The 20,792-nt window shown below is 71.1% G+C and carries 16 protein-coding genes and 1 pseudogene; 4 read left to right on the forward strand and 13 right to left on the reverse strand.

What is annotated here, in order from left to right:
* The 10 genes and pseudogenes from FVS66_RS15475 to FVS66_RS15520 form a co-directional block, all read right to left on the reverse strand.
* Positions 1-1,025, reverse strand: a pseudogene (locus FVS66_RS15475) (hypothetical protein); the annotation flags it as partial.
* Positions 1,022-1,444, reverse strand: a complete 423-nt coding sequence (locus tag FVS66_RS15480) for a DUF6507 family protein (protein WP_149180237.1) — start codon at positions 1,442-1,444, stop codon at positions 1,022-1,024. The gene FVS66_RS15480 and the pseudogene FVS66_RS15475, both read right to left, overlap by 4 nt.
* A gap of 58 nt (positions 1,445-1,502) precedes the next feature.
* Entirely contained in the window at positions 1,503-1,814 is a 312-nt protein-coding gene (locus tag FVS66_RS15485) for a pore-forming ESAT-6 family protein (RefSeq protein WP_149180238.1), read from the reverse strand.
* 44 nt (positions 1,815-1,858) lie between these two features.
* The gene (locus tag FVS66_RS15490) at positions 1,859-2,194 is read right to left on the reverse strand and encodes a hypothetical protein (protein WP_149180239.1); all 336 of its coding nucleotides are present in this window, start codon (positions 2,192-2,194) and stop codon (positions 1,859-1,861) included.
* A gap of 107 nt (positions 2,195-2,301) precedes the next feature.
* Positions 2,302-3,741 (reverse strand): DUF6177 family protein, encoded by a 1,440-nt coding sequence (locus FVS66_RS15495; RefSeq protein WP_149181779.1) that lies wholly within the window; start codon positions 3,739-3,741, stop codon positions 2,302-2,304.
* Positions 3,742-3,838: 97 nt separating this feature from the next.
* The gene (gene eccCa, locus FVS66_RS15500; protein WP_149181780.1) at positions 3,839-7,822 is read right to left on the reverse strand and encodes a type VII secretion protein EccCa; all 3,984 of its coding nucleotides are present in this window, start codon (positions 7,820-7,822) and stop codon (positions 3,839-3,841) included.
* A gap of 26 nt (positions 7,823-7,848) precedes the next feature.
* Positions 7,849-9,057, reverse strand: coding sequence for a MinD/ParA family protein (locus FVS66_RS15505; RefSeq protein WP_149181781.1), 1,209 nt, complete (start codon positions 9,055-9,057; stop codon positions 7,849-7,851).
* A gap of 57 nt (positions 9,058-9,114) precedes the next feature.
* Positions 9,115-10,470, reverse strand: a complete 1,356-nt coding sequence (gene eccD, locus FVS66_RS15510) for a type VII secretion integral membrane protein EccD (protein WP_149181782.1) — start codon at positions 10,468-10,470, stop codon at positions 9,115-9,117.
* Between the two features lie 75 nt (positions 10,471-10,545).
* Positions 10,546-10,827 carry a hypothetical protein gene (locus FVS66_RS15515; RefSeq protein WP_149181783.1) on the reverse strand — a complete coding sequence of 94 codons (282 nt, stop codon included), beginning with the start codon at positions 10,825-10,827 and terminating at the stop codon, positions 10,546-10,548.
* Between the two features lie 438 nt (positions 10,828-11,265).
* Positions 11,266-12,933, reverse strand: a complete 1,668-nt coding sequence (locus FVS66_RS15520; RefSeq protein ID WP_149181784.1) for a hypothetical protein — start codon at positions 12,931-12,933, stop codon at positions 11,266-11,268.
* A gap of 587 nt (positions 12,934-13,520) precedes the next feature.
* Between FVS66_RS15520 and FVS66_RS15525 the strand changes: the two genes are divergently transcribed.
* Entirely contained in the window at positions 13,521-14,864 is a 1,344-nt protein-coding gene (locus FVS66_RS15525; RefSeq protein WP_149181785.1) for a phospholipase D-like domain-containing protein, read from the forward strand.
* A 100-nt stretch (positions 14,865-14,964) separates the two neighbouring features.
* On the opposite strand, the gene FVS66_RS15530 is transcribed toward FVS66_RS15525, so the two are convergent.
* The 3 genes from FVS66_RS15530 to FVS66_RS15545 form a co-directional block, all read right to left on the reverse strand.
* Positions 14,965-15,261, reverse strand: coding sequence for a GYD domain-containing protein (locus FVS66_RS15530; RefSeq protein WP_149181786.1), 297 nt, complete (start codon positions 15,259-15,261; stop codon positions 14,965-14,967).
* Positions 15,262-16,069: 808 nt separating this feature from the next.
* Positions 16,070-16,645, reverse strand: coding sequence for a hypothetical protein (locus tag FVS66_RS15540; protein ID WP_149181787.1), 576 nt, complete (start codon positions 16,643-16,645; stop codon positions 16,070-16,072).
* Between the two features lie 307 nt (positions 16,646-16,952).
* Entirely contained in the window at positions 16,953-17,408 is a 456-nt protein-coding gene (locus tag FVS66_RS15545) for a peptidase inhibitor family I36 protein (protein ID WP_149181788.1), read from the reverse strand.
* 638 nt (positions 17,409-18,046) lie between these two features.
* Here FVS66_RS15545 and FVS66_RS15550 point away from each other — a divergent pair.
* The 3 genes from FVS66_RS15550 to FVS66_RS15560 all read left to right on the forward strand — a co-directional run bounded on the left by FVS66_RS15550 (position 18,047) and on the right by FVS66_RS15560 (position 20,675).
* On the forward strand, positions 18,047-18,754 hold the full coding sequence (locus FVS66_RS15550; RefSeq protein ID WP_262387013.1) for a DUF2071 domain-containing protein: 708 nt from the start codon (positions 18,047-18,049) through the stop codon (positions 18,752-18,754).
* 237 nt (positions 18,755-18,991) lie between these two features.
* Complete coding sequence (locus FVS66_RS15555; protein ID WP_149181790.1) at positions 18,992-19,582, forward strand: DUF2278 family protein; 591 nt, start codon at positions 18,992-18,994, stop codon at positions 19,580-19,582.
* 127 nt (positions 19,583-19,709) lie between these two features.
* Entirely contained in the window at positions 19,710-20,675 is a 966-nt protein-coding gene (locus tag FVS66_RS15560) for a type VII secretion protein (RefSeq protein WP_149181791.1), read from the forward strand.
* Positions 20,676-20,792 lie beyond the last annotated feature (117 nt).

Genomic DNA, 20,792 nt, shown 5'->3' on the forward strand with positions numbered 1-20,792 from the left:
GCGACGGAGAGCGCCTTGGCCACCGCTCCCGCCTTGCCCGCGCCCGCTGCCGCACCGCCGGCGCCGCCGGTGAAGACGGTGGTCAGGACGTTGAAGGTGACTTCGCCCGCGGCCCTGGAGGGGTTGGACTCCCACTTGTCCCACGCCAGGAACGCCTTACCCGTTTCTTGCACGGCGGTACGGGCTTTGCGGAACTCTGCAGGCAGCTGGTCCGGTGGCGTGTCCCAGAGGTACTTGCGGGTGGCCGGGAGCATGGACAGGCCCAGGCCCGTGCCGAGGGCGGCCAGGCCGCTCCATGCCTCTCCCGCCGCGTCGCCGCCTTTGAAGCCGGCCAGGGTTCCCAGGCCCACGAGGGTGCCCCATACACCGTCGACGACGACGCCTTTGCCGAACTCCCAGCCGTGTTCCCAGAACTGCCAGCCGGGGATGGACTCGTCGACGACGTCGCCCCAGGGAAGGCTCTCGGCCTGTTTGAGGGCCTCGGCGTCGTAGCCGTACATGTCCTTGGCGTTGGAGCCGTCGTTGACTTTCAGTGGTGTGCCGCCGACCAGTGCGACGATCTTGGAGTGGCAGGCGCGCTCGGCTTCCTGGAACTGTGTCCAGAGCTCGGCGATTTGGTCGCGGCGTGCCCTGTTCTCGTCGATGAGGTCGCCGTCCTCGCGCCACTCGTCGTCGCCCGCGATCCGGGACCGGAACGTCTCCGCCTCCCTTTTGAGCCTGTCCAGTTCCTGGGCCAGGGGGCGGATGTCGTTGGCGTACGTACCGAGGGCTCCGGCGATGACGCACATGTCGGAGCTGAGCGTCAGGGCCTTGTCCGCGACCGGTCTGGTCGTGGCGAACAGCTGGTCGGCCTCGGGCGCCTGGTAGAAGGCCCGCAGTCCGCCGAAGGTGGTGTGGACGTCACCGGCCGCTGCGGCGACCTTCACCCCGTGGCCGCTGATCGCCTTCACCTTCGCGTCGAGCGCTGCCTCGTCGCCGGTGAAGACGGGTATCTCGGCCGGATTCACCGGCTGGTTGTCGCTCACTTCTTCCCCCCGGCGTCCTTGAGCAGGTCCAGCCGTACGGAACGAGCCGCGCTCTGGGCTTCCCGGGCCGTGGCGAGGTCGCCCTCGACGTACGCGTTCGTGGCTTTGGCGGCACCCAGCACAGCGGCCTGGATCCGGTCCGCCATCGAGGTGAAGTCCTTACCGCGCTCCTGGAGGTACTCGGCGAGTGCGGCGGCGACCGGGCCTGTGGCCTTGCGCGTCAGCGAAGGCCCCGACGCCCACGGCCCAGGTGTATGGGTCTCTGCCGCCGAGCCGGGCACTGCCGTGCCGGCGGCCTCACCCGCCGCCCGCATATCGTCGATCATCGCCGTCAGGGCCTTCTCCAGGTCCCCGGCCCTGGCGCCGGTGGCCCGCAACTGGCCCTGGACGCCCTGCGGCTTGATGTCCCACGACGTCATGAAACGTCCCCCCGTTCCCCCGTGTGCTCGATCCCGCTGCCTGCGCCCGGCCGTACCGTCAGCCGATGTTGTCGACGGCGGCCTTCGCCCGGGCGAGCGTCTGCTGGGCGGTCGCGTCGTTCTTCTCCAGCGTCGTCCTCAGCAGCTGAACGATGGCCCTGACCTCCTGCGAGGCCTTGTTCCAGCGCAGTTCCTTGCCGTGGTACTCGTCCGCCACCCCATCGGCCTGGAAGTCCTTCATCGCGGCCTTCACCTGGGCGTCACGATCCGTGATCACCTGCTCAAGACGGGCGATCACAGCCTTGATATTGGCCTGCACCTCGCTGGAGGCGCCCAGGTCGTACGAACGGCGGTCACTGTTGGCTGCCATAAGAAATCCACTCCCCGTGAGATACGCGTGCTGAGGTACGACGGTCAGCTACGGCCCGAGAAGCGCGCAGCGTCGAAGTTCGCCGCCGACATCTGCGTCCGCGCGTTCTCGCCCTGCTCCTGGTCACCGGAGCCGAATGCCGTCTCCATCCCGGCCTGGCCGCCCAGGATCGCCCGGAGCGAAGCGTTCAACTCGGCCGTGATCTCGTCGGAACGCGACTTGAACAGGTCGAACGCCGCCTTGCCCGCGCCGTTGAACCTGCCCTCCAGCGGCTGTGCCGCCTGGATGAGCTGACGGATCAGCAGTCCGAGATCGTTGGTGGACAGATTTGACTGCTTCATCAGTGACGCCAGAACCTGCGCCCCCATGTCGAACTTCATCAGGCTCCCCCTCGGTCTGGTGTTCGCATTCTCCCCCATCTCTAACAACCCGGGTATCGCGAGTGCAATCCGCAATCAGCCAGTGTCGGACCGGGTATGACGCACAATCAGTGCGGCTGAGCGCCCTTCAGATGCCTCATCAGCAGCTCGAAGTCCTTCCATCCGGACAGGTCGGACGGATCACCCGGCAGCGGGTAATAGAGCGCCGGACGGGCCTTCGGGCCCAGCTCCACCGGAGCCCGCGACAACGGCGTACGCCGCGCACGGTCGCCCGGCATCGCCCGCACCTCCTCGGCGCCGAGCACGAAGGACAGCGGCACCCCCGGCCCCTCGAAGCGAGGCGGCACCGCCAGGTCGCGACGGGCCTTGCGGAGCTGGACGAGCATCGACTGCAGGCGGTGCCGGGACGCGAGGACCTCGGCGGCCCGCGGCACGGCGTCCACCGGGGGCTCCTCACCGCTCCCGTAGCCGAACGCCAGCGTGACCTCTTCCTCGACGCCCGCCTTCGTACGACGTACCCGGACCGTGGCGAGACCCGGACGGTCAGGGCTGCCGACCACCACGAACCAGCTCGGGCGGGGCGCCCGCTCGTACGCGACGTCGGTCAGCCGGCGCGGCGACCACGGAAGGTTGGCAGGCTCCGCGGTGCCCCAGCCGGCCGGAGGCGCGCCGGTGAGCTCCCGCCACACCGCCTCCAGGCCGCCGCCCAGGACCAGACGCTCGTCCGCGGGGTGCACCGCGCGGAACGTGACCGCGAGCTGCCGATCACCGGTGGCCGCGACTTCCTGGTAGGCGGCGGCCACCGGGGTACGCGGCTCCCCGGCGGCTTCCCCGCCTCCCTCGCTCACCGGATCGGCCGGGGCGAACATTCCGTTCTGCCAACGCAGTACGGCGCCGGTCAGTCCGTCGTAGTAGCCGTCCCGTTCGTCCTGGACGATCCACCGCGACGGCCAGCCGCCCAGACTGTCCCGTACGGCGGGTGAGAGCGTGGCGCCGGGCGGGCTGACGATCTGGAGGCCCAGCTCCGCCTCGGCGGCTGCCCGGAACGCGTCCGACAGCCAGGCCGTCATGGCGACGACCGGCCGGTCCTGGATGACGACGGCGGCCTTGTCGGTGAGGACGTCCACAGCGGGCTGCGCGGCGGCCGGTTCGGGCGCCACGCTCACCCCGTCGGTACGGACGACGCCGAGCGACCGCGCGGCCTGCGGAGGCCAGGCGGACCCGCCGGACAGCGTGACAAGCCGGGCCGCGAGTGTTCCGGCGAGCCGCTCGGCGTCCGGGACGCCCGTGGTGGCGCGGGCCTCCGTCCACCAGAACGGCACCGGCGGCGGTGTGGCCCCGAGCAGCCGCTCGGCCTCGCCCTCCACCTGGACGAGCAGCGGTGCCTCGACCGAGACGAGCGGTCGTCCGGCCGCGTCGCACAGCTGTATGACGGCCCCCTCTCCCGCCGAGCCCACCAGTTTGTCGGGGCCGCCGGAAAGGAGCGCGGCGAGCACGGTCGCCGGGGCGGGCATGCGGCGGGTGAGGGCGATGACGTCCTTGGTCATGTGTCTCGTCCGGTCCTTGGGTTCTTCGTGGTTCGTGGCACGGAAGCGGCCTCCCCTGCGGAGCCACCGCACCCGGCGCTGGGGCAGGTCGGGTGGGTCACTGGTCCGCGTAGACCGTCTGGACCAGGCGGTTGGCCTGGCCCCTGCGGGTGAGGACGCCCCGGCCCGGTGGCTGCTGCGAGGCGTACACGCCGGGGAAGAGCTGGCCCTCGCTGCGGTCGCCCGCCATGACCAGCGCGGACGATCCTGATTCGCGCAGGGCCTGCATCAGCGGCTCGTACATGCCGCGGGACGCGCCCGCGACCCGGTGGGTCAGGACGAAGTGCAGCCCGATGTCGACCGCCGAGGGGATGTACGGCAGGAACGGGGCCATCGGCGACTGGCCGGCGGTGGTCAGCACGTCGTAGTCGTCGACGAGGACCACGATGCGCGGGCCGCTTCCCCAGCTGCCCGGCTCCAGTTCGTCCAGGGAGGCGGTTTCGTCGGGGAGTCGCTTCTCCAGCTCGGTGGCGATCCCGGCGGACAGGCCCGCGCACAGCTTGGCGTTGTACGCGTAGCCGCCCAGGAACTCCTCGGGGATCACTCCGCGCAGGCCCCTGCGCGGGTCCATGACGGCGAAGACCAGGTCGTCCTCGCCGTAGCGCTCGATCAGGCCGGCCGCGACCGTCTTCAGCAGGTTCGTCTTGCCGCACTCGCTGTCGCCCAGGACCAGAAGGTGCTGGTCGTGGTCGAAGAGGTCGAGCAGGACGGGCGCGAGCGCCGTCTGGTCCAGCCCGATCGGCACCCGGCGCGGTTCGGCTGCAGGGCCGGGCAGGGCGTGGGGCTCCAGCAGATGCGGCAGGACCCGTACGGGCTGGGCGACTTCCCCGCTCCAGGTGGCCCGGATCGTGCGGGTGGTGCGCTCCAGGACCGCGCCGAGCTCGGAGGCGTCGGCGAGCCCGTCCGTACGGGGCAGGGCGACCTGGGCGAAGAGCTTGCCGTCGGTGAGGACCCGGCCGGGCTCGTCCGGGGACAGCGTCTCGGCGAGCTTGCGGTCGATGCTCGAATCAGTGGGGTCGTTGAGCCGCAGCTCCACGCGGGTGCCGAAGTTCGACTGTACGGCGATGCGGACGTCGTTCCAGCGCAGCATGCCCGCGACGACGTGGATGCCGTACCCGCTGCCCCGCTTGAGGATGTCCCCGACGGAGTCGTCCAGCTCCTCGAAGTCGTCGCGCAGCGCGCCGAATCCGTCGACGACGAGCACGATCTCGGCGGACGCCAGCTCCGGCAGGCGGCCGGCCGCGTGCAGGGTGCGCAGCTGCTCGACGGAGTCGATGCCGTGTATACGGAACAGTTCCTCGCGCAGGGCCAGCATGGTCCGCACCTCTTCGACGGTGCGGGCCGCGCGCTCGCGGTCGGCGCGGGTGGCGACCCCGCCGACATGCGGCAGCCCGGACAGGGCCTGGAGGCCGCCGCCCACCAGGTCGACGGCGTACACGCCGACCTCCTGCGGCGTGTGCGTCAGGGCGAGGGACAGCACCAGGGTGCGCAGCAGGGTCGTCTTGCCGGACTGCGGGCCGCCGATGAACGCGGCGTGCCCGCCCGCCACCGTCAGGTCCAGGAACCACGGGCCCTGCCACTGCTTGGCCGGGTCGTCCAGCAGTCCGAGCGGTACCTGCAGCGGTCCGCGCCGGGTTGTCAGCTGCATGCCGCGCGCGCCGACGTCGAGCGGCCCGGCGACCTGGTCGAGCGGGAGGGCTGTGGGCAGCGGTGGCAGCCAGATCCGGCGCACCGGAGCGACGGGGGCGTGCTCCAGCTGTTCGACCATGACGCCCAGCTCGGTCGGGCCGGTCTCGCGGCGCCGTACGGAGGGCTCCGGGCCGCCGCTCCCCGTGCCGTCCGGCTCGGCCAGGGTGTTGTACGCCGCGTACTCCAGGACGAGTGGTCCGGTCTTCTCGTCCTCGTCGCGCCGTGCGGGGCCGCGGTAGGCGCCGGAGACATAGCTCGCCTTGAAGCGCTCGTAGTGGCTGGTGTCGACCTTGAGGTAGCCGAAGCCGGGCAGCGGGGGCAGGTGGAAGGCGTCCGGGGTCTCCAGGACCGTACGGGACTCGTCTGCGGAGAACGTCCGCAGACCGAGCCGGTACGACAGGTACGTGTCCAGGCCGCGCAGTTTGCCGCCCTCGATGCGCTGGCTGGAGAGCAGCAGGTGCACGCCGATGGAGCGGCCGATCCGGCCGATGGACAGGAAGAGGTCGATGAAGTCGGGCTTGGCGGTGAGGAGTTCGCCGAACTCGTCGATGACGACGAACAGGTGCGGCAAGGGCTCCAGGTCGCGCCGCTTCTCGGCGCGCAGGACGGCGTAGTCGCCGATGTCGGCGATGTTCCCGGCGTCCTTGAGGACCTGCTGGCGGCGCTTGACCTCCCCGGCGAGGGAGGCGTGGACGCGTTCCACGAGGCCCGCCTGGTTCTCCAGGTTGGTGATGACGCCGGCGACGTGCGGCAGGTCGGCGAACGGCGCGAAGGTCGCCCCGCCCTTGTAGTCGACGAGCACCAGGGCCAGGTCCTCCGGAGGGTGGGTGGCCACCAGAGCGAGGACGAGGGTGCGCAGCAGCTCCGACTTGCCGGAACCGGTGGCGCCGACACACAGCCCGTGCGGGCCCATGCCCAGCTCGGAGGACTCCTTCAGGTCGAGCAGCACCGGTTCGCGGGAGTCGTTGACACCGATGGGGACACGCAGGAAGGCACGCTCGCCGCGGGGCGCCCACATCCGGTCCAGGTCGAGGAGGGCCACGTCCTCGATGCCGAGCAGGTCGGCGAAGTCGACCGGCCCGGACAGCGGCGCGTCCACGAGCGACTCGGCGGAGAGCCGCAGCGGCGCCAGCATCCGGGCCAGGCCCTCGGCGAACGGCACGCCGACGTCATCGACGGTGCCTTGCGCACTGACCGGCTCGGTCTCGCGGAGGTCCTCGAGCACGACCCGCTCGCCGTCGACCGTGATCCGCACTCCGACGTGGCCGGGCTCCTGTACACGCCGTTCGAGGAGGTGGAGCACGGTGACGCCCATGGCGTGCAGCCCGACGGCCTCGTCCGGCAGTGGCAGTTCGACGGCGTCCTCGCCGTGCCCGTCGCTGACGACAAGCAGTCTCGACGTCATGGACAGGGCGTCCTTGCCGGACAGGCCGCGCCGGACCTCGGCCGCGTACGAGGCGCGGCGCCGCAGCTCCCCGCCCAGCTGCCGGGCCAGCTGGGGCGTGGACGGGGCGATACGGCGGGCCGCGACGGGCCCGTCGAACCGCTCGCCGTCGAGCAGATGCGGGAGCCACTTGGCCCACTCCCAGTCGGTGAGCCGGTCCCCCGGGGTGGCGACGGCGAGCGCCACGTCGTCCGGTGCGTGCAGCGCCGCCACCTGCATGAGCAGGGCGCGGGCCACGCGCAGACAGTCCTCGCGGGCCCCGATGACACTGATGTTGCCGACCCGGTCCAGTGGCACGGTGAGCGGCAGTTCGTGACCGATACGGAAGCGGGCGGCCAGCGCCGACGCCTCGTTGAGCATGAACCGGTCGGGCGGGGTGAGGACCGTGGAGCCCTGCTGCGCGATCGTGAGGTCCCGTACGGGCATCTCGCCGGTGCCGACCCGAACCCGCAGGAAGTCGCCGTCGACGCGCCGCCGCTCCCACAGGCGGGCGGGATCGCGCACGATGTCGTACAGGGCGTGCGGCGGCGGATTGAGCACATCGGCGAGCTCGCGCCGCTCGCGCTCCCCGGCGGCCAGCTCTTCCCGCAGTTCCTCCAGATACGCCAGGTACGCCTCGCGCTGCGTGCGGCGGGTGCGCTGGGCCTTGCCGCGCTGCGAGAAGACCAGCACGAGCGAGCCGAGGATCGTGACGACCAGGATGATCGCGCCGAGCACGGCGAACTGGCTGTTCCGCATGACCGTCATCATCACGACGGACGACATGACACCCGCGACGGGCAGCAGCGACATCGCGACATTGCCCGCCTTGCCTTCAGGCAGGTTCGGCGGGGCCTCGATGACACGTGCCTCGGAGACAGCCGGAGGGCGCGTGGTCCTCGCCGGCCGGTGGATCAGTCGGGTGCTCATGAGCCGCTCGTGTGAGGTCGGTAGGGTCAGTGGCGCTGCTGGGACAGCTGGAAGACGTCCGCGGCGATCCGGGTGGCTGCCTGCCGGGTCGGCTGGGCGAGCAGCCCGGTGCGGATCCGGCCGCCGCCCGCGAGATGCCGGTCGTACGGCAGAACGTGCACGGAAGCTCCCGTCGACTCCAGCGTCCGCGTGGCTTCGCCGAGGTCGAGGACCGGGTGCGGGGCCAGCTCGGTGAGTACGACGACGGTGCCGGCCATCACATACCGGGGCAGCCGGCGCATCCACTGGAGCACCGCATACGTGCTGGTGACGCCCTCCAGCGTGGCGGGCGTGCTCAAGACGCGTGCCTGTGAGGCGGACAGTGCGACACGAGCCACCTCCGCCGGCAACGTCTCGCAGTCGACGACCGTCACACCGAAGTAGCGGCGTAGCGCGACCATGGCCCGCCCGTATGCGGTGCTGTCGAGGAGCGCGCCGATCTGCCCCTGGCTGGCGGGCAGCAGCCACGCGTTGTCGGGCAGCTGGACGAGGTAGCCGGTGACGTCCAGCAGCGACATCTGCGGCTCGACGATGTCGGCCACGTCGGCGGTCGTCCAGCGCAGTTGCTCGGCGCCGAGCCGTAGCGGCAGGGATCCGAGCGCGGGATCCGCCTCCACGAGCAGGACCGGGTCCTGGCGGTAGTAGGCGTAGGTGGTCCCGAGCAGCGCGGCGACCGTCGACTTGCCGGCCCCGCCGCGTATCGACGTCACCGCTATCTGCCGCCCCGTCGTCACAGGCTGCTGCAGCATCTCGGCTGAACCGGTCGCCTCGGCGACCTCTCGCGCCACCGACGAGGAAACGATTCTCCGAACGGCTCGTACGGCCCGTGCCGCGACGGGCTCACCTCGCCGCGGTCTGCGGGCCGCACCGGCCAGCCGCTCCTCGACCACGGGTCGCGAGTCGGGTGTACGGCGTTGCCGGGAGCCGGTCCCGTCGGGCGCTGTGGTCTGCGCACGCGCGGGGGCATACGTCGGAGTCGGCGTGGGATCCGTCTCGGCGCGACCCTGGGCCTGCGTCGCGTGCCCGGGGAGCCGGCTATCGGTCTGGGCAGTGGCCGGAGGCTGGCCCTGGCCCTGCGGCGACTGTCCGCCGTGCGGGGACTCGGCCTGCGGGGAGGCACCGGCGGCGGAGGCCGCGCCGGACGCACCCCCCAGATCACGCAGGACATCGCCCTGCCAGTTGTCTCCGCTCGACATGTCCTCTCCGCCCGTCGTCCTTCTTCTCCGCCTCGCCCGGTATTCCGAGCGGCTACGTCAGAACCTGCCGAGCAGCTGCCCGTACACGCCGAACACGCCCACGACGAGCGGGAACATCCCCACCATGCCGATCGACTCGACCAGGTCTCCGATCCGCCGCACCCGGACCCGCACATGCTCCGGCGGCTCCACTGCCAGCACGAGCAGCGGCAGCAGCGCGGCGGCGCACAGCACGGCGAGCGGCCCGGCGCCCGCGGCGTACTCCATCCACACCATCACGAGGCGTACGACGATGAGCGCCGCAGCGGCAAACAGCGCCACGACTTCGGCCACCAGCGGGAAGGCCCGAGCTCTCGACAGCAGCACCACGGCGACGACCGACGTCAGCACCACGGTCCACACAGAGGGCCGACCGCCCAGGGTGAGCAGCCACCCCGCCGCCGCAGCGGAGGCCGCGGTGGCCACGGTTGCCAACGCGAGCCCCTGGTGCGTTGCCGCCAGGGCATTGCGTACTTGGTGACGGCTGACGGACGCCCCGCCCGAGCGGCGGTCGTCGAGCGCGGTCAGCCCGGACGCCATCAGCGCGAGGCGCGGCAGCAGGCCGAGCAACACGACGGAGAGCAAGGCCATCACGGCGCCGAGCCGCGGCAGATCAGCCTGTACGGCGGCAACGGCCTCCCACACGACGACGATCACGGCCGCGGCAGCCGCGCCGACAAGCCCACCGCGCCCCAGGGGCGAGAAGTAGCCCAGCGCCGCCAGAACCACGGTCACCGCCCCCGCGACGACGGCGAGCCGCACCGTCCCGGCCCAGCCGTACGCGTCGGCGGCGGTCCATGCGGCGAGCGTGCCGAGCACGCCGGACATGAGCAACAGGGCTGTCGCCAGGCCCCGGTTACCCCGGCCGACGCGGGCGACGAGCGCCCCGGCCACCAGCAGACACAACATCAGGGCGGCCAGGCCGCCGGCCAGCGCGTCAAGCCCGAACTCGCGGCGTGCGAGCAGCGCGGCGATGACCGCGAACACGAGGGACGCCACACCCGCGCCGACTCGCCGGGCGGCGGGCCGCCACCGCCACGCCTGGAGATCAAGGTCGTCGGCCACCTGGTCGGTCACGTCGTGCACCACAGGCGCGGGCGGCGCGGAGTGCGTCCGTACCAGTCGGAGTACGGCGCCGTCGGCGATCTCCGCCGACGCGAACGTGCTCTCGTGCGGAAGCGCGGAGCCCTCGGATGTCACCAGTTGACGGGTCATCGGGCGGGATGCCGCCCGGTCGTCCAGCAACCGCAGGATGTCCGGGAGCAGTTGTCCGATCGGCATGTCGGAAGGCAAGACCAGATCGGCACGGCGTCGCTCACCGATCAGGGTCACCCGGCTCAGTCGCGTACGTGACGTCGTTGCTGTGCTCACCACTCGTGTGAACCTACCATCGCCCTGTTCGAATGCTTCTAGGGCTGATGCGGCATGGCTGACTACTGTCGGCGACCTCTACGGTGTCACCGAAGGGCCCGGCGGCTCGTACGGCTGCTCCAGACGCTGCCGCTGTTCCTGCTCCTCGGCCTTCTGCTGTGCCAGCGTGTGCTGGAGGAAGGACCAACCGACACAGCCCGCACACAGCACAGCCGTGATGGCGATGCCGGCGAACAGCTTGCCCAGCCGTTCATCAGCCGTACGCCGGGCTCGCTCCACCCCGAACAGCAGAGCATCCCGCATCCTGCGCCGACGTACCGCCACCGACTCCAGCAGCTGGCTGTCGTAATCCCATGCCATGCGTTGCCCGCCTGCCTCCCCCTGCCTTGCCTGTGCAACATAGGACATGGCCGAGCCGACAGCGCATCCGGCCCCGACAAGTCGTCAGCGAAGGTGTCGGGCAGCGTAGCGGTGAAGAGAAGGGTTCACCTCAGTGAGGGGCCGGCTGGGCCGTACCTGGGGGCACGTCCTGAGCGCCGCGCAGCCGGATGCCTTCCGTCAGGTCACGCACAGCCTGATGGACGCGAGGGACCGCACGGACCGGGACGGAACAGCTAGGCCGCCCAGGGACAGCACATCCGGGCCTCCCCGATCGAGGAGTACGGCGATGTGGTGAGCCGCCTGCACTCCCTTCAGCGGAGTCGGCAGGCAGATGCATGCGACGGTCCGGCGGTGAGGTGGAGGGGACGGTCGGAGAGATCGGCCGTCCCTGTTCCCCGCTGACGGGCCGGGCCTGGTTCACAGGCCGTGGTCGTCCATCAGCCGCATCAGGTTGCGCTTGCGCTTCTGGGCGGTGCGCAGGGCGGTGACGTAGGTGGTGAACTCGTCCGGTGTGCCCAGGCGGCGGTGGCAGTCGCGGATGCTCAGCAGCAGGCCGACGAGTCGTTCGTAGACCGTGTTGCCGGTCTGGCGGGTGAGCGGCCCGGCAAGGCGCAGGTAGACGGCGAGGGCGTCGGCAGGGCGGGTGCCGCGGGCCTGGTCGGCGAGGGTGAGCCACTGGCCGTCATGGGCGCCGGTTTCGGTCGCGGCCTGCCAGGCGGCGTCGACGTCCTTGTCGTCGAGCAGGACATCGACAAGGACGTGACCGCCGTGGGTTCCCTTCCGTCCGGTGTCGGCGCGTAGGAGAGCCAGGGCACTCTCGCGCTCGGCGGGCCAGCGGTCGGCGGCCTGTGCGGCTGCGCGTAGTTGCCGGTACGTGAGCAGGGTACGGCGGGCGTTGAAGTGGTCGCGGCGCACGGCGACGGTGTCGGACAGCCGGTCCGCCCGGGTGTGGCGGTCGGAGAGGTAGTCGACGAGGGCGGTGTCGACGGTGGCGAGGTCCTCGGTGTCCCGGATACCGCGTTCGGCCCACTCCAGGGCTTCGGCGGGGCGGCCGGCGGTGTCCAGTTCCCGGGCGATGACCAGGTGGGTGTGCCCGTCCGGTGCCAGGTCGTCCGCGTATACGGCGATCACCGTGTCGACGTCGCCTCCCGCCTTGGCCAGGCGTTCCATCAGGTACTTCTCGGCCCAGCCGGTCCGGTTGTCCTGCCAGGCCCCGACCGCCAGTTTCCGCAGGGCGGTCATCCCGCGTTCGCCGAGGACGTCCTCGTAGTCGAGCGGGTCGATGTCGGTGAGGCTGTCGGCGTCACCGAGGACGTGGGCGACAAGCCAGCCTGCGAGGTCCTGCGGGTCGGGGCGTGCCGCTATGCATGCCTCATGGTGGGCGTCGGCGAGGTCGGCGCCGATCTGCCCGAGCCATCCGTCGGAGTCGTCGACGCTCTCCATCACCCCGGCCAGCAGTTCGATCGCCTCCCGTGCCAGGACCATCGCGTCGGCGGCCCGGCCCGAGCCGGTGAGCGACCGGATCGCGGACACCGCCTGCCCGGCCTGGTCGGCATAGGCGCGGGCGTCGGCGTACTCGACGTGGCCGTACCGGGCGAACGGGCCGATGTCGAGCAGTTCCCGGACACGCGACCGGACCCCGGCCAGGTCACCACTGGCGCTCGCCGCACGAAGCTCCAGGCGACGCCGTACGTTCCGGTCCTCCGCGATCTCATCCCGTACGAGAGTGAGCAGTTCCTCCCGCGACAGGCCGCATAGCCAGGCGTCGAGGCCCCGCGCCCGGTCCCGGGCTGTATCTCTCCGGCGTGGAACGTCGACCTGTTGAGCGATCACGTTCAGACCGAGCGCGACCAGATGCTTGCAGAAGTTGCCTTCCTGGCCGTATGGACAGTCGCACGCGCCCGCCAACTCGCCAGGCCCGCCCAGGGCCAGCTCCGCCTCGTAGCGCTCCGTGCCGTGGATCGACGCCCTGATCCAGCCGTCACCGACCTCGACCCCGGACACCGCGTCAACATATCCGAGCCCGCGCTCGAAGGAACGCCCACCAGCCAGCGCCCTCAGCTTCGCCTCGGTAAGACCGTTCACGACTCTCCGTACTCCGACTCGGGCTTCACTCAACGGCCTTCACCCTAACGGCCGCCGACCACCCGTTCCCTGCGATCACCGCGGCTTACAGCCCCACGAAGGAGCCTTTCACCCGCGTCGAATTGCCCTTCCACTTCACACAAAAGGGAGACAATGAGACACTTCAATCTCGTAGGACACGCGTAGGCCTGGGGACTGAGTAACCGTCAGCAAGCCGCTGACCTGCGGAAGCCCTTGCGAGCACCCCGGAGCCCGGAGCCGTGTGCGCAGATTCGAAACCCGCCGAGGGCACCTGTATCAGGTGCCCAAAGACCCCGTCACCAGCGGAGACGCTGAGGCCGGGGTCTTCGCGTATGTGGAGGCGTATGCCGCTCGGAGCGGGCGTATGTCGGGTTCCGTGGACTATTCGCGCAGCACGCCAGTCTTCGGAAGGAAGCAAAACGGTCCTCGCGCAAGGTGCGTCCGGACCGTCCTCGGGGTTCATCACCACCTCGCCGCCCGGGACCTGAACCCGGCCGTCCCGCAGCGGAAACGGGCGTTCTCAAACCTGCCTTACTCGCAGTTCAGGCCCCGCATATGGTGTGCGCATGATCACCAAGAGAATCCTGTCGGCCCTCTTCATCGGGGGCCTCCTGGCGGTGGCCGCCCCGTCCGCCTCGGCCGAGCCGACGACGTTCGTGACCACGGGCCCCGTTTTCAACGATCCCAAGGACCCGGAAGGGATCAAGCAGAAGGCGATCCTGGGGCATGTCGGCCGTCTCATCGGGGGTGCCACGAGCGGATCGACCATCAGGATATCGCTGTACGCGTTCGGGTCGGACTGGATCGCGAACCTGCTCGCGGACGCGCACCGCAGGAACGTGAACGTGCAGGTCCTCGTGGATCACACGAGTATCGAGACCGACAGCTGGATGGGAAAGTCCGGTGAGTCGGTCAAGAACAAACTCGATGCGGCCTTCGCCGAGGTTCCGCCCGCAGGCACAACCTACGGGACGTCCTGGTTCAGAGTGTGCGCCGAGAACCAGCCTTGCCTGGCCAAGAGCACGGTCGGCGTCAACCACAACAAGTTCTTCCTCTTCTCCCGCACGACTGGCAGCGGTTCGCCGGAGAACGGCGTTCCGGTGGACAACGTCGTCGTGCAATCCTCGGGCAACCTCACGCTGTCGGACCTCACCGTTCTCTGGAACGACGCCATGACCGTCGCGGGGAACGAAGCACTGCACACCGGCTACACCGGCTACTTCGACACGATGGCCGCCTCGCAGGCGCGGACGGATGGTTCCCTGCGGACAACAAACCTGTCAATCGACGCGGTGGCCGGTCCGGCCAAGGCCTACTTCTTCCCGCGGGCCTCGACGGACGTCATCTTCAACATCCTGAGCACGGTCGACAACCCCGTGAACGGGACTGAGGCCGTGTGCCATGGAAACACCCCGGGCCACGGCACGTCTGACGGCCGCACCGTGATCCGGATCGCCAACGGCCACATCTCCCGGCCGGCCGTGGCCAAGAAGCTCTGGGAGCTGGCCGACGCCGGCTGCTACATCGACATCGTCTACGGCAAGCTCTCCGACTACGAGGCGCTGGGCGAGCACCGCGAGACGGCCTACTGGCTCACGAGGTCGACCAAGCTCGGCAAGATCTCCCTCCACCGGCTGAACAACGGCAAGCTGAAGGACCCCGCTACAGGGCAGGTCTCCGGCACCACAAGCCACACCAAGTACATGCTCGTCGAAGGCTCCTACAAGGGCCTGAAAGACCAGAAGATCGTCTTCACAGGCAGCCACACCTTCACCGGGCTGGCGCTCACCGACAACGACGAAGCGCTGCTGAAGTACGAGAGCAAGGAGGTCCACGACGCCTACCTGAAGAACTTCCGTGCCCAGCGCGCTGCCTCAGTCGCGGAGGCCCAGTACGGAGGCGTTGAGTAACAATCCGGCCCCGCCAGGGCCGCTTCGGACCGCCCGGACTTCGCAGGGCTCGGTGAGACAGGACATCACTCGCACCGACAGATCTCGACGTGGGAGTCCCTCAGCCAGCGGCTTTGGCGATGATGCGGTCCATCTCCTCCCGGCCGAAGGCTCGCAGGGTCGCGCTACGGACATTGCCCAACGCGCCGACCTGCAGGAACACCGCGGTGGCAGTCTCGTCGTCGGGCGCTTCCACTACAGCCACGATGTCGTACGGACCGATGGTCCAGTAGAGGTTCAGGACCTTCACCCCGAGCTTCTGCGCCGCTGCGGTGAAGGCTTCAGCGCGTTGCGGGGTGTCCTTGTAGTCGCGGACCCCCTGGTCGGTCCAGTTCAGCAGCGCAACAAACGTGGGCATGATCCTTTACCCCTGTAAGTAGACACAACACGTCACGGTCGATTCTGGGCATCATCCGCGTAATGCGCATGAGAGGCGCATCTGAACGAGTGACGGGAGACATCACACGCTCCCTCGAGCGGTGCGCGTCCCGTCGGCACAAATGAAGGTGACACGGCAGCGAACGCGGAAAGCAACGGCAGCCAGCAGCGCCCCGGTGGTGACCCCAGCCGCTCGGCCTGGCTTCATGACCCTGCCCGACATACACCCCCGGACCCAAGGCCTGCGCTTCGGCGCGGAGGCGCGCGCCGAGTTCGTACGGCGGGGTGCGGGAACGGCGCCCAGGGCTCCCGTGGGCGAGGAGTTCACCCCGCGGAAGGTCGTCTACGCTATCTTGCTCAGGAGCGGCAAGGCCCTCACGACGCAGAACCTGTTCACCTTCGCCCAGGTGTCCTGCTGCCGCAGGCGTCCCGCGCGCTGCGCGCTCAGAGCATCGACGTGGCGATGGTCGGCACTCCGTCCCCGGCTGTCGGCGCCTGAGCCACTCCGTGAAGCCCGTGCCCTCACACCGGGCACGAATTCGCTGCGCTCGGGAACCCTCTTCGGCGGGGAAGCCAAGCTTCGGTCCCAGCACGCTGTGGACGCATGCAAGCGGATGCTGGGTGACGAACCCGCGGTCAAGGCCGGCGGCGAGAGGTTCGCCGCGACCGCAGCGGCCGCCGAGCCATGGCCGGAGCGGCTGAGGAAGAAGCGGCCACAGAGATCCGCGAGGCCGTCATCACCGTCCCGGCCAACGCGACCGGTACGGCGCGCCGGGGCGGCAGCGGAGTCACGGACACGTCGGCTGGGTCAGCAGCCGCTCCAGGACGGCCTCCCGCTGCGGCGGCTTCGGGCCGGAGCGGGAACCGGCGGACCGCCGCCACTCCGTGAGCGCCGACGGGCGCAGCTCGCCCGCGACGAACCGGGCCAGCAGCCGGTGGGAGAGCTCGACCTCCCGCTCGGTGTAGGCGGGTGCGGCGGCCGAGAGAACGGCGAATTCGCTCCGCCCGTCGGTGTGGGTGACGCACACCGTCATCCCGTGCCCGCCGTCCGGGCCGCCGAAGCCCGCCATGCTCGTCGCCACGTCGATCGCGGTACGCAGGCCGCGCCGCAAGCCCGAGCGGGCGGGGGCGTCGGGCACGGTCACCCGTTCGATCCCGGTCCAGCTCAGCGCGCCGGCCGCCGGTGTGCCGACGGGCGTCAGCCCTTCATCGGTCAGGCGTACGCCGGTCCCATCCGTGCCGGACGGGGCGCCGAGCCAGCACCCGTCCCGGTCTATCCAGAAGAGCCCGACCATCGTGCCCTCGTCCGGTGACTCGTCAGGCTGTCCGTGCGGCGCTGTGGTCGGCCTGCCCTGTGCTGCCACTGATCGAACCCATCTTCTCGACAGTACGCGTCAAGACCCCAGTGTCGCCGGTGTGATCGGCCGCGGCGGGTGGGGCGTCCCCTTCCGGCCACACCTTCCTGCCTGCGCGTGCTCGTCGCGGCCCATGTCCGCTCGCGCGCCGCGCCCACAAGGTCGGGCCGCTGGACAGCGTCGGCCCCGTAACGGCCGCCCCCGCGCACGTGGACGGGACGGCCCGGGTCGCCGTTGCCTGAAAGGTGGGGAGGCGACGGCGGCCCGGGCCCGGGGGGAGGGAGGGGGTGGTATGGGGTGGTGGTGTGCGGACCGGCTACCAGAAGACGCGGTCCACCGTGTCGTTGAGGGCCGACGGCTCTTGAAGGCGCTGGTTCGGGAAGAGCGATCGGGTCAGACCCGTGTCGTCGTCGCGGAGGAACGCGGGGGAGCCGGTGTAGTCGACCCACGAGGAGACGTTGTCGGCGGCGGAGCCGCCCGGGGCGCCGGCCATGGGCAGGTGGCGCAGGTCGACCTCGTAGCCCGCGCCGATGCCGTACGCCGGGCCGCTGAAGTTGTAGTCGCGATAGAGGCACAGGGTGCCGATCGGGCACGGCTCACCGTCGTTGAGCTTGACGACCCCCGGGGGCAGGGGGGCGGCCTCGGCGTCGGCCGGGGCGGCGACGGCGGAGGGCGCTCCCGCCCCCAGGGGCAGGGCCGCGGCGGCCAGGACGGCGGCCGCGAGGCCGGCCAGGCGGGCGGTACGCGGGCGGCGCTTCCGGGTGGTCGTCATCCACTCTCCTCGATGCTCCGGGCGCCCGGGCGATCCCCGAACACCCGTTGTCCGTACGGCAGACACATCCTCTGCCGGGGAACCGGGGGGCTCCGCAGCCATCGTCTCCATCTCTCGGGCGTCGTAACACCTTGTAGGTACTCGATGACGCAAAGTGGGCTTTCTGTCCGGGAGTCCAGCCTTGCGTTCCCGGTCCGGCGCGGGAGGGCTCCCGACCTGCGGAGACCTGCCGAGCCGCCGGGGCATCCGCGCCGCCTTGGCGAGTGCACGCCAGCGGAGGGGGCACGTCTCGCCCCCCGTACGGGTCAACCGGGGGACCGGGGGCGGCACCGGGAGGCGCGCCGACGGCGTCATGCGCCGGGCCAGGCCGGGCCGGGACGGGCGGGCCGGGACGGGCAGGGCGGGACGGGACGGGACGGGCGGGCCGGGACGGGACGGCCGGGCCGGGACGGGACGGGCGGGCCGGGACGGGCAGGGCGGGCCGGGACGGGCAGGGCGGACACGGCGGCCCGGACGGGGCCGGTCGGCGGAGGGAGATGCCCTCCTCGCCCCGGACCGCCGAAGGCCGCGGCCTCGGCCGACACGAAGGCGGTCGGCAGGAGCGGCGTGGCTTCCCCGGCGGCGGGAACACGGAAGGGGTGACCTCCAGGTCGCCGGGCGGACCCGTCCGGTTTCCGCTTCTGTACGCCCGGTGGACCACGCAGACCTTCGTCCACTGGCGGTACCCGCCCGGCGCCGTCCAGGCGCTGCTGCCGCCCGGGGTGGCCGTCGAGGTGTACGACGGGGCGGCCTGGGTGGGGTTCACGCCGTTCGTCATGGCGGAGGTGCGGCCGCCGGGGGTGCCCGCGTCCCGTTGGGCCACGTTCCCGGAGACCAATCTGCGCACATACGTACGCGGCCCCGACGGACGCGCCGGGGTGTGGTTCCTCGATATCGAGGCCGGCAGTTCCCTCACGCTCGCGGCGCGCGCCGCCGCGGGCGTCCCGTACCACTGGGCGGATCTCGGCGTGGGGCGGCACGGCGACACCGTGGTGTACGCCGGTTCGCGGCGCGGCGGGGGCCCCTCGTACGGCCTGGTGGTCCGTCCCGGGGAACCCCTGCGGCCGTCCGAGCCGGACGTCTGGCTGACCTCCAGGTGGCGGGCGTACTCGCACCGCCTGGGTCTGGTGTGGGAGACGCCCATACGCCACGAGCCCTGGTCCCTGTCCTCGGCCGCCGTGGAGGAGCTGCGCGAGACGCTCACGGCCGCCGTGGGACTGCCCGCGCCGGGCGGTGAGCCGCTGGTCCACTACTCGCGGGAGGTACGGGACGTACGGATCGGCCTTCCCCGGCCGCAGCAGGTGTGATTCCGCATCTCCGGCGGCCCGTTCCGCCATGGCCGAAGGCGTCATCACGATGCTCAAGAACGACCGACCACCCGCAAGGGCTCCCGGCCGCCTTCACTACCTCCGGCCGTGGCCGTGCTGGATTCCCACAGCCAGGCCGTGCACAAGGTCCGGGGCGGACGTCGCCGACGCTGAGCCCGCACCCCGCGGTCCGTGCGCCTCTGACCGCGGCGGCGCCCACGGTGGTTGACTGGGCCCATGCCGCTCGACTCGTACGGCGTACTCGCCGGCACCCTGCACCGCCACTTCCGGGACCGGCCCGACGCGGTGGGGCGCTGGTACCACGTCAATCTGCTGATCGACGCGCCCGCCGGGCTCTACCACTGCGCCATCGACGTGGACAGCCATCAGTCGGCCACCGGTGTGCGGTGGAAGGTCCTCACCCTGGACGCCGAGGAGTTGGGGCCCGCGGGCGCGGCGCGGCCCGGGTACCACGACCTGGCGCGCGAGCCCGGGAGCCGGGCGCTGGACTTCATCCGGCACCCGGCGCTGGTCGACGGGGTGGCGTGGACCGCGGGCTCGCATGTGGAGGCGACCCTCGCGCTGGAGCCCATCCTGGTGCGGGGACGGAGTGTGCTGGTCTTCGGGGAGCCGTTCCGCTTCGGCCGCGGGATGCACAACATCCATCAGAACCAGGGCGATCCGTACGGCAGTGACTGGTGGGAGGAGAACGGGACCTGGCAGGACGGGGCCACGCTGACGCTGCGGGAGGACGGGCGGTACGACGCCTTTCTGTCCAAGTTCTCCACCCAGGCCGACATGACCGACGACGACGGGCATCCGGCCTAGTGGGCCGTGCGGGCCGTGCGGGCCGTCGGCGCACTGCCTCCGTATACAGGGCCGATGGTAGGTTCGAACGCGTGATTGCAGTGGGGGCGGTGTCGAGGCGTACGGATGCTTCGCTGAGGAGTACGGCATGACTCAAGGCGACCATCTGACGCGCAGGCCGTACGTGGCGCTGCCCTCGCCCGAATCCGTGCCCACCGTCGACCCGCGGCTGGCCTCCGCCCTCGGACGCCCCCAGCACGGCGACTCCGCCGCGCGCCGTGTCGGGCAGTCGTTGCGCGGGCTGGCCGCCTCCGCCGCCAAGGAGGTCGTCGACCGGAGCCGGCACGGGAACGAGGTCCAACTGCGCGTCCCGACCGGCCGGGTCATCGCCGTCACGTCCATCCGCGGCGGGGTCGGCAAGTCCACCGTCGCCGCGCTCCTCGGGCGTACGTTCACGCAGCACCGGCCCGATCCGGTGCTCACCCTGGAGGCGGACGCCGCGCTGGGGACGCTGGCCGTGCGGATGGGTGCCCCGTCCGTGCGCTGGTCGTGCCCGGAGCTGGCGCGGATCCTGAAGCCCTCCATGGACCTGAACGACATCACCGGCTATCTCGTCCCCGTCACCGACGGCGGCTGGCTGCTGCCGGCGAGCCAGGGGCGGGTCGGGCCGCCGCTGGACGTGCCCACGTACCGGACCGTGTCGCTCGCCCTGCGCCGCCACTTCGCGGTGACCGTCGTGGACTGCGAGACGCTGCCGGGCGAGGTCGCCCGTACGGCGATGGACACGGCGCACGCCCGTGTCATCGTGGCGCCGCGCACCGCCGAGGGTGTGAACGGCACCCGGGTCGTCCTCGACTGGCTGAGCCGGCTCCCCCACCGGGCCATCGACAGCACCGTGGTCGTCCTGACCTCCAACTCGCCCGACATGACGCTCGATCTGAAGACCGCCGTCGCGCATCTGCGGGAGCCGGGTGTGACCGTGCTGCCGCTGCCGTACGACCGTCATCTCGCCCAGGGCGGGCCCATCCACACCACCGTGCTGGCCCGGGCCACCCACGACGCCACCGTCACACTCGCCGGGGAGGTCCTGCGGCGGGCCGTCGGCATGCGCTGAGCCGCGACCACCCCGCCGGCCGAAGCAGCCGAGGGCAACCCGACGTCGGCCGTCGGCACCGACGGCAACCGACGGCAACCGAGCCGAGGGCAACCGCCGTCGGCCGACGGCGCCGGG

It is taken from the genome of Streptomyces sp. TRM49041 (genome assembly GCF_008271805.1).
GTDB lineage: Bacteria > Actinomycetota > Actinomycetes > Streptomycetales > Streptomycetaceae > Streptomyces.